The organism is Acidovorax sp. GW101-3H11 (genome assembly GCF_001633105.1).
GTDB lineage: Bacteria > Pseudomonadota > Gammaproteobacteria > Burkholderiales > Burkholderiaceae_C > Acidovorax.
Genome location: NZ_LUKZ01000011.1, coordinates 124094 through 132867, shown reverse-complemented (window position 1 = coordinate 132867; position 8774 = coordinate 124094). Strand labels below are relative to the sequence as shown.

General features: G+C 67.7%; 7 protein-coding genes. 2 read left to right on the top strand and 5 right to left on the bottom strand.

Translation table 11 applies throughout. The features are described 5' to 3' along the window. Window positions 1-364 precede the first annotated feature (364 nt). From A1D30_RS12620 to A1D30_RS12605, 4 genes are all read right to left on the bottom strand, one after another. Window positions 365-907 carry a shikimate kinase gene (locus A1D30_RS12620; RefSeq protein WP_063461066.1) on the bottom strand — a complete coding sequence of 181 codons (543 nt, stop codon included), beginning with the start codon at window positions 905-907 and terminating at the stop codon, window positions 365-367. A gap of 269 nt (window positions 908-1176) precedes the next feature. After that, window positions 1177-2346, bottom strand: a complete 1170-nt coding sequence (locus A1D30_RS12615) for a serine hydrolase domain-containing protein (protein ID WP_063461065.1) — start codon at window positions 2344-2346, stop codon at window positions 1177-1179. A gap of 111 nt (window positions 2347-2457) precedes the next feature. Continuing rightward, window positions 2458-4149, bottom strand: coding sequence for a long-chain fatty acid--CoA ligase (locus tag A1D30_RS12610; RefSeq protein WP_063461064.1), 1692 nt, complete (start codon window positions 4147-4149; stop codon window positions 2458-2460). A gap of 146 nt (window positions 4150-4295) precedes the next feature. After that, window positions 4296-5069 carry an SDR family oxidoreductase gene (locus tag A1D30_RS12605; RefSeq protein WP_056742279.1) on the bottom strand — a complete coding sequence of 258 codons (774 nt, stop codon included), beginning with the start codon at window positions 5067-5069 and terminating at the stop codon, window positions 4296-4298. 327 nt (window positions 5070-5396) lie between these two features. Between A1D30_RS12605 and A1D30_RS12600 the strand changes: the two genes are divergently transcribed. Together A1D30_RS12600 and A1D30_RS12595 are read left to right on the top strand one after the other, a co-directional pair. Beyond that, entirely contained in the window at window positions 5397-6371 is a 975-nt protein-coding gene (locus A1D30_RS12600) for a YihY/virulence factor BrkB family protein (protein ID WP_109790948.1), read from the top strand. Window positions 6372-6687: 316 nt separating this feature from the next. Then, a complete protein-coding gene (locus A1D30_RS12595) occupies window positions 6688-7473 on the top strand; it encodes a glycine zipper 2TM domain-containing protein (protein WP_063461080.1) in 786 nt (261 codons plus the stop codon). Between the two features lie 78 nt (window positions 7474-7551). Here A1D30_RS12595 and A1D30_RS12590 read toward each other — a convergent pair whose 3' ends face one another. Further along, the gene (locus A1D30_RS12590; RefSeq protein ID WP_063461063.1) at window positions 7552-8739 is read right to left on the bottom strand and encodes an amidohydrolase family protein; all 1188 of its coding nucleotides are present in this window, start codon (window positions 8737-8739) and stop codon (window positions 7552-7554) included. Window positions 8740-8774: the final 35 nt, after the last annotated feature.

The window sequence follows — 8774 nt, the reverse complement described above, 5'->3', positions numbered from 1 at the left end:
CCAATTCCATCTGGGCCAGTAGCTCTTGCTTGCGGGTCTTCTTGGTGCTCAGGTTCAGCTCAAGGCTGCTTTGCTTCATGGCTTGCGAGGATGCCATGACTGATCTGCATCTATCAGACTGCTCGCGAGGTTTTGCAGGATTTCCCTAGGACAACCGAGGGGCCATCCTGACCACGAATGGAGACGATTGCGCCATCATCTCCCTGATCCAGCACGGCAAGTTCCTCATACTGCTGCAGCATTGATGCCTCCTTGGTCAATGACCTCGTGCCTGACGTGAAAAGAGTAGCCCAAATAACGGTCCTGGCCGCTGTTTGAACAGATCGCTGTTTACCCGTGTACCGGGCAGCACTCTATCTTGCCCTCAGCGCGACCCCGCCCCACCCGCACTCTCCGCCATTTCCAACTGCATCATCACCATGTTGACCAGCGTGTGCACCGATGGCCGCCCGGTCTCGATTACGTAGTGGGCGGTTTCGCGGTACAGGTGGTCGCGCTGGGCGTAGAGGTCGCGCAGCTTGTCCATGGGGTTGCCGCCTTGCAGCAGGGGGCGGGTCTTGTCGTGTTTGACGCGCTTGAAGATTTCTTCGGGCGAGGCGCGCAGGTACAGCACGTTGCCGAACTGGCGCAGCACTTCGCGGTTCTCGGGGCGCAGCACGGCGCCGCCGCCGGTGGACAGGACCATGCCGCCGGGCTGGCGGGCCACGTCGGCCAGCACCTGGGCTTCGATGTCGCGAAAGCGCGCTTCGCCCTCGGCCTCGAAGAAGCTGCGGATGGTGGTGCCCAGGGTCTGTTCCAGCCGGTGGTCCAGGTCGATGAAGGGCACGCCCGCCCGGTGGGCCAGTTGCCGGCCGACAGTGGATTTGCCCGAGCCGGGCATGCCGACCAGTGCGCAGCGAATCTGCATAGGTTCAAAAAAGAGATCTGGGGGACGGGCTTGCGCACTGCGGATGGGGCTGTGTCGCGTGCCGTGACTGGGCGTTGAGTGTAAGCCGGGGGCCTGTGGGCGCCTCTGGCGCGGGCCATGGCAGGGCGGCGGGTTGCTGCGCGGGTGGGGTCCGTCATGCGGATTGGCGTTCAACCCCCCATCCGTTCACGCTGAGCTTGTCGAAGCGCCGCGCAGGGCTTCGACAAGCTCAGCCAGAACGGTGGGGGTGGATCAAGCCCGAACGTTGATCAAAGAGCTGCGTACACCAGCGCCGGGTACAGCTCGCACAGGTAGCGCAATTGGCCGGGCGCCTGCGTGAGCAGGATGGCGAACAGGTCTTCTGCCGGGTCCACAAAAAAGAAGGTGCCGCCCAGGCCGCTCCAGCTGTAGTGCCCGGCTGAGCCCGGCCGGGTGGCCTGGCCGGTGGCGGTGCGCACGGCCACGCCCAGGCCAAAGCCGTAGCCGGTGGGCAGGATGTCGCCCGCCACGGGCAGGTTGCCCAGGTGGTCGGCGGTCATGAAGTCCACCGTGGCGCGGCCCAGCAGGCGAACAGGAGCGCCAAGGCCGTTGGGGCCGTCGGGCCCGGGGGCGGTACCCCGGCCCAGCATGAGCTGCAGGAAGCGCGCGTAGTCGCTGGCGGTGGAGACCAGCCCGCCACCGGCCGACTCGAACACGGGCGGCGCGGTCACGTCGATCAGTGGCATGCCGATGCCGGTCTGCGGGTCGCGCTCAAAGGCCTCGGCCAGGCGGTGCTGCTGTGCGGCTGGCACCGCAAAGCCCGTGTCGTGCATGCCCAGCGGGCCGAACACGCGGCGCTGCAGGATGGCGCCCAGGCTTTCGCCCTCGATCACCTCCAGCACCGCGCCCAGCACGTCGGTGGCGCGGCTGTATTCCCAGCGGGTGCCGGGTTGGTGGACCAGGGGCAAAGGGCCCAGCGCGGCGGCCAGCTCGGCATTGCTGTGGCGGCGCGAGCCGATGCGGGCGGTGCGGTAGGCGTCGGGCACGGTGCCGGCCTCCCACGCGTAGCTCAGGCCGGCGGTGTGGCGCAGCAGGTCGTGCACCGTGGCCTCGCGCTGCACGGGGGCGGTGGCGCCGGTGGCTTCGTCGTACACGCGCTGGCCTGCAAACGCGGGCAGGTAGTGGGCCACGGGGTGCGAGAGCAGCAGGCGGCCTTCTTCCATGAGCATCATCGCCACCAGCGAGGCGATGGGTTTGGTCATGGAATAGATGCGGAACACCGTGTCGGGCGCCATGGCGGGCACCGCCGATCCGGCGCTGGGCGGGCGCTGGTGGCCCACGGCCGTGTGCAGAACGGTGTGGCCCTGGTGGTGAACAAGGGCCACGGCACCGGGCAGCAGGCCCTGGTCCACATGGGTTTGCAGCACGGAGCGCAGGCGGGCGAGGGCGGAGGGGTGCATGAGCGTGGAATGGTGAGTTTTCTGAAGGTTTTTTGGCCGTTTGCGCGCGATGGTCAAGCGCTGATAGCTATAAAAACAGTAGCTGTTGCGTGAAATTCCATGCGCCGCTGCTCAGCCCGCAGCCCCGGCAGCGCGGCTGCGCTCCTGCTCCTGCAGCTCGCGCCACTGCACCTTGCCCGTGCCGGACTTGGGCAGGCTGTCCACCAGCTGCACGATGCGCGGGCTTTTGTAGGCGGCCATGTGTTCGTGGCTCCAGTCGATGATGGACTTCTCACTGACCTGGCCCTTGAAGGCGTCGCGCAGCACGACCAGGGCCTTCACCGTCTCGCCCCGGCGCTCGTCGTGCGCGGCGATCACGCACACCTCCTGGATGGCAGGGTGGGCGTACATCATGGCTTCGACCTCGGCGGGCCAGACCTTGAAGCCCGACGCATTGATCATGCGCTTGAGCCGGTCCACCATGAAGAAGTAGCCGTCCTCGTCCACCTGCGCCAGGTCGCCCGTGCGCAGAAAGCGCTTGCCGTCCAGCGTCACAAAGCTGTCGGTGGTGGCCTGCGGGTTGTTCCAGTAGCCCCGCATGACCTGGGGGCCGTGCACCACGATCTCGCCAATCTCGCCCGGAGGCAGTTCGGCGAAGGTGGCCGGGTCCACCACGCGCGCATCCACGTCGAACACCGGGATGCCCAGGCACTGTGGCTTGGGGCGGTGGGGCGGGTTGATGTGGGTGGCGGCCATGGTTTCGGACATGCCGTAGCCCTCCACGTAGTCGAGCCCGGTCAGATCCTTCAGGCGCTGCGCCACGGCCTTGGGCATGGCCGCACCGCCGCCGCGCATGGCCTGCAGGCTGCTGATGTCGTAGTCGGCGATGCGCGGGTTGGCCAGAAAGTCCACCACCATGGTCGAGATGGCCTGCCAGATGGTGACCCGGTAGCGCTGGATGAGCTGGGCGGCCGCATCACGGTCCCAGCGCGGCAGCACGACCACCGTGGCGCCCACAAACAGCGGCCCGTTCATGCTGCCCGACATGCCGGTGACGTGGAACAGCGGAAGCACCGTGAGGTAGGTCGAATCCTGGGTGCGCGCAAACCACTGCACGCCGCCCACCAGCGTGCTCATGGCGCTGCGGTGCGTGTGCATGCAGCCCTTGGGGTGGCCCGTGGTGCCCGAGGTGTAGGGCATCACGCACAGGTCGTCCGGCCCGGTGGTAATGGGTCCGGGGGTGCGCTGCTGCGCGAGCATGTCGCTCCACTGCGTGACGCCGGGGGCATCAATGGCCTGGCGCGGTGCCGACACGAAAGCGGGCACGGGCAGGTCGGTGGGCACCTGCAGGTAGTCGCTGTAGGCGGCCACGATGAGGTGCTGGAGCTTGCCTTCGCCCCCTGCAGCATCCACCAGCGGCTGCGCCTGTGCATGCAGGTCCTGCGGCACAAAGGCCACGGTGGCGCCGCTGTCGTGCACGTAGTGGCGCAGTTCGTCGGTGAGGTTCATGGGATTCACCGGCACCACCACCGCGTTGGCGCGCAGGATGCCGTAGAACGCCAGAATCCACTGCGGGCTGTTTTGCATGTACAGCAGCACGCGGTCGCCCGCCTTCACGCCACACACCTGCTGCAAAAAGCCCGCAATGTGCTCGGCCTGCTGCTGGAACTGCCGGAAGGTCACCAGCGTGTCGTAGAACACCAGAAAAGGTTTGTCCGGGTAGCGCGCGGCCGACACCTCGGCGTTGTGGAACAGATGCGTCTGCGGCAGCGTGAGGTGGAGCGATAGGCCGGGCGGCCAATGGGCGAGGTGGCGGTCGGACATGGGATACGGAACTCTGGGTTGGTTCGTGCAGGGTACAGGCCGGACAAAACAGGGCGCACCTCAGGCGAGGGACGGCCAGCAAGGGCCGCCCCGCAGCAAAGGCCGTCGTCCCCCTGAGGGGGAAGGCGCGCAGCGCCTCAGGGGGCTCAAATCAAACTGGCGCCGCCATCCACCACGATGCTTTCGCCCGTGATGTGCCGCGAGGCATTGGACGCCAGGAACACCACCGCGCCCTTGAGGTCCTCTTCGCCGCCAATGCGGCGCAGCGGCGTGCGCTCGATCATCGCAGGGCCCAGCTTTTCGATCAGGCCGCTGGCCATCTTGCTCGGGAAGAAGCCGGGGCAGATCGCATTGACGCGAACGCCGTAGTGTCCCCATTCGGACGCCAGCGTGCGCGCAAAGTGCAGCGCGGCGGCCTTGGAGGTGTTGTAGGCAATGGTGTTCATGCCCGGAGGCGTGCCCTTGAGCGCGGCCACCGAGGCCGTGACGATGATCGAGCCCTTGCCGCGCGGGATCATGCAGCGCTTGCCCACTTCGCGCGACAGGAAAAACGGTGCGCTCACGTTCAGGTCCATCACCTTGTGCCAGGCGGCGTCGGGGTAGTCCTCGGCCTTGGCGCCCCAGGTGGCGCCCGCGTTGTTGACCAGGATGTCGATGGTGCCAAAGCGCTCGACCACTTGGTCCACCAGGCCGGGGATGTCCTCGGTCTTTTGCAGGTCGTTGACCACGGTCAGCACCTCGTAGCCCTGGGCCTCCAGGTGCTTTTTGGCCTCGGCCAGCTCATCGGCCTTGCGTGCGGTGATGGCAAGTTTGGCGCCCATTTCGCCCAGGGCTTCGGCCATCTGCAGGCCCAGGCCGCGCGAGCCGCCAGTGACCAGGGCGACCTGGCCGGTGAGATCGAAGAGTTGCTTGACGCTCATGGAAAAAACGCTTTCGTGCAGAGAGGGGTGAGTTGAGTGAATGCCAAGACCAGCCCGGCGGCTTGTGGCCCGCAGGCTGGGTGAGGAGGTGCGGCTGGGGCGGCGGTGGCCGCTGTGTCAATGGCGGTCGAGTCAACCGACAGCGCCCCATGCTAGCCCTGCCCAGGCACCGTGTAAAACCGGTGCTGTCACCTTTGAAACTCTGTGCGATGCATCCGGCACGGTGCGTGTGGGACAGCGCCTACCCCGCCTCGCGGCTGCGGCGGATGGATGGGGCCGCCGCCAGGCCTTACGCTCGCGGGGATGACCGCGCCCCCTCCGTCCTTGATGGCGACTTCGCTTGCCCGCATCGCCCAGCCCCTGTTGCCCCTGTGGCGCCTGGTGCAGCCGTTCTGGCGCGCCGCTCAGATGTGGCTGGACGCCGATGGGCTGCGCATGAGCGCGGCCATGTCGTTCTACGGCATGCTCAGCCTGGCGCCCCTGCTGCTGCTGTTGGTGGGCGTGCTGGGCTGGTGGGTGGACCGCAGCTACCTGGAGAGCAGCCTGGTCGCCCAGGTGCAGTCGGTGATGGGCCAACAGGTGGCCGATGTGGTGCGCCAGGCCATGGCCAGCGCCCAGGCCCCGTCCGAGGGGCGGCTGGCATCGGCCATCGGGTTTGTGGTGCTGGTCTCGGGCGCCACCGGCGTGTTTGTGGAGCTGCAGTCGGCGCTGGAGCGGCTGTGGCGCCGGGATGGCTACACCCCGCCCCAGCGGGCCGCGTGGTGGCGCATGGCGTCGCTGCGGCTGCGGGGGCTGGCCTATGTGCTGGCGCTGGGCTTTTTGCTCATGGTGTCGCTGGCGCTGTCCACGCTGATCCACCTGTTGGCGGGCTGGGCGGGAGAGCGGCTGACCGTGGCACACCTGCCCACCTTGGCGCCCCTGGCACCGCTGCTGCAGGTCGTCAACGAAGCCATTGCCTTCGGGTTTGCGGTGGCCCTGTTTGTGGGGCTCATGCGCATCGGCGCGGGCCCCAAGCCGTCGCTGCGCTACCTGGTGATGGGCGCCGTGGTGGGGGCCACGCTGTTCACGGTGGGCAAGCAGCTGCTGGCGTGGTACCTGTCCACAGCAGCCGTGGTGTCGGCCTATGGTGCGGCGGGCTCGCTGGTGGTGCTGCTCATGTGGATCTATTTTTCATCGGCCATCCTGCTGTTTTCTGCCAGCTGTGCGCAGGCGCTGGAGCAGGCCTTGCATCCCGGGCCACGTCGACCGGTGGGCTGGGCCCGGTGGACGGCCGCGGCCCGCGCGCGGGTGCAGGAGCTGTAAATGTTGGCAACAGCGCACAACAAGCCGGGGCCAGCGCGGCGGCCGGATCGTCCGGGCCGCTGCGATGGCGCCCATTGCGCTGCCGGGCTGTGCGGGCAGGGCCCATATGCGGGGCCTGGCGTCGCAAGTGCTGGCCAAGGTGGTTTACCGCTGCTTACTGCCGCTTACAAACCGGCCACACCGCAGCGCCCCCCGCTGTGTACCTTTGCACCATCCAGGCCGTTGAAACACCACGGCGCCATTCCGTAGCGGGCATGCAGCGCACATCTACCTGCCGCCCCCTGCGGATTTCTCCGACATGAACAAGGATATGACCATGAACCTGACAGTTTCTTCTCCTGCCTCGCCCGTACCCGCTGCAGCCCCCGCCGGACCGGCCCTGAAATGGATGTGGGCGGCCATTGGCGCGCTGGGCGTGAGCGTGCTGGCCTTGGGTGCGACCCTGGTGATGCAAAACCGCACGCCCTCGGCAGCCGATGCGACAGCCCCCGCCGCCCTGGCGGCGGCCCCCCGCACGCCCGAATCCGAGATCATTGAAGAAAAACGGGCCCAAGCGCCGGTTGTACCTGCCCAGAATGCTATGAATAGCGGAGCAAACTACCGTCCGCAGACCGGCGGCAGCGCAGGCCGGTCCGGTGACATGGCGGGTGGCATGGCCCCCGGGGGCGCTGCCCAGCCCGTGCGTGCTGCAGCCCCTGTGTGCCGCAGCTGCGGCCGTGTCGAATCGGTGCAGGCGGTTCAACAAGCTGCCCCCGCCACGGGCGTAGGCGCCGTGGCCGGTGGCGTGCTGGGTGCCGTGGTGGGCAACCAGATCGGCAAGGGCAGCGGCCGCACCGCCGCCACTGTGCTGGGCGCCGTGGGCGGCGGTTATGTGGGCCACAAGGTCGAAGAGCGCACGCGCACCACCACCGTGTACCAAGTGGCGGTGCGCATGGAGGATGGCTCGCTGCGCCACTTCCAGCGCGCAGAACCCACCGCCGTGGGCACGCCCGTGGTGCTGCAGGGCAAGGGCTTCCGCGTGGACCAGGGCGGCTCGGCCCGTGCTGCAGACCCTTATGCGCAGCCCCAGCCGGGTGCGGTGCGGGTGTCGGACACCTACTGAGCCCGTCAGTCGCTTCCCCCAAAACAAAGGCCCGCAAGCGCGGGCTTTTGTTTTTGTCGCGGCTGGTTGGTCTGCGGGTTACAGCACCACCGGGATCTCGGTCGCGGGCGGCGTGTTGCGGCTGCGACCACAGCGCACCAGGCCGTCGATCATCACCATGCCAATGCCCGGGATGTCGCCCAGTTGCACGCTCTCCAGCAGCGTGGCGCCAGCCGTGTGCTGGGCGCGGTCCATGAACACAAAGTCGGCCGCGCGGCCCACCTCGATCAGGCCGCAGTTCAGGTTGCGGATGCGCGCCGTGTTGCCCGTGGCAAAGCAGAACACCAGCTCGGCGGGGATGTCGGCAAAGCTGGAGATGAGCGCAATCATGCGCAGCATGCCCAGCGGCTGCACGCCCGAGCCCGCCGGGCCGTCGGTGCCCAGGATCACGCGGTGCGGGCACTTGAGCTCGATGGCCGCGCGCGCGGCCTGGATGGCGATCTTCTCGTTGCCGTTGTGCACCAGCTCGATCGCGCGGGATGATTTTTCGCACAGCTCGCACACATGCTTCCAGGGCAGCGAGGTGTGGCCGCCGTTGATGTGGCCGATCACGTCGGCATCGGCCTCCAGCACCACGTCCTTGTCGATCAGGCCCGAGCCCGGGATGGACGGGCCGCCCGTGTGGATGGTGCTCTGGATGCCGTGCTTGCGCGCCCAGGCCACCATCTGCTGGGCCTCGTAGCCCGCCTTGACGGAGCCCAGGCCCACCTCGCCCAGCAGCGTCACGCCGGCCTCGGCCAGGTCCTTGAAGTCCTGCTCGGTCATGCCTTTTTCGATCACCGGGGCACCCGCGATCACCTTCACGCCACCGGGGCGGAAGTTGTCGAACGAACGCTGCGCGGTGATGGCCAGGGCCTTCAGGCCCACGATGTCCTTGGGGCGGCCGGGCAGGTGCACTTCACCGGCCGAGACCATGGTGGTCACGCCGCCGTTCATGGTGGAGTCGATCCACCCGATCTGGTTCTGGCGCGGCGTCCAGTCGCCGAATACGGGGTGTACGTGGCTGTCGATCAGGCCCGGCGCCACGCAGGTCTGGCGCGCGTCGATCACGGTTTGCGCATGCTCGGTGTCGCAGTCCTTGTAGCGGCCCACGGCCACGATGAGGCCGTCATTCACCACGATGGTGTCGGCGTCGAGGATGGGGCGGTCCAGGTCGCCCGACAACAAAAGGCCGATGTTCTGGATGACGACCTTGCCCGATTTGCCGCCTGCTGCTGCTTCTGCCATGGATTCTCCTCGTGGGGTGGTGGGCGGGGCGCCAC

Excerpts from the sequence above, each read along its gene's own strand:
- A1D30_RS12610 (WP_063461064.1), bottom strand. The coding sequence starts at position 4,149 with ATGTCCGACCGCCACCTCGCCCATTGGCCGCCCGGCCTATCGCTCCAC.
- A1D30_RS12590 (WP_063461063.1), bottom strand. The coding sequence starts at position 8,739 with ATGGCAGAAGCAGCAGCAGGCGGCAAATCGGGCAAGGTCGTCATCCAG.
- A1D30_RS12595 (WP_063461080.1), top strand. The coding sequence starts at position 6,688 with ATGAACCTGACAGTTTCTTCTCCTGCCTCGCCCGTACCCGCTGCAGCC.
- A1D30_RS12620 (WP_063461066.1), bottom strand. The coding sequence starts at position 907 with ATGCAGATTCGCTGCGCACTGGTCGGCATGCCCGGCTCGGGCAAATCC.
- A1D30_RS12615 (WP_063461065.1), bottom strand. The coding sequence starts at position 2,346 with ATGCACCCCTCCGCCCTCGCCCGCCTGCGCTCCGTGCTGCAAACCCAT.
- A1D30_RS12605 (WP_056742279.1), bottom strand. The coding sequence starts at position 5,069 with ATGAGCGTCAAGCAACTCTTCGATCTCACCGGCCAGGTCGCCCTGGTC.
- A1D30_RS12600 (WP_109790948.1), top strand. The coding sequence starts at position 5,397 with ATGGCGACTTCGCTTGCCCGCATCGCCCAGCCCCTGTTGCCCCTGTGG.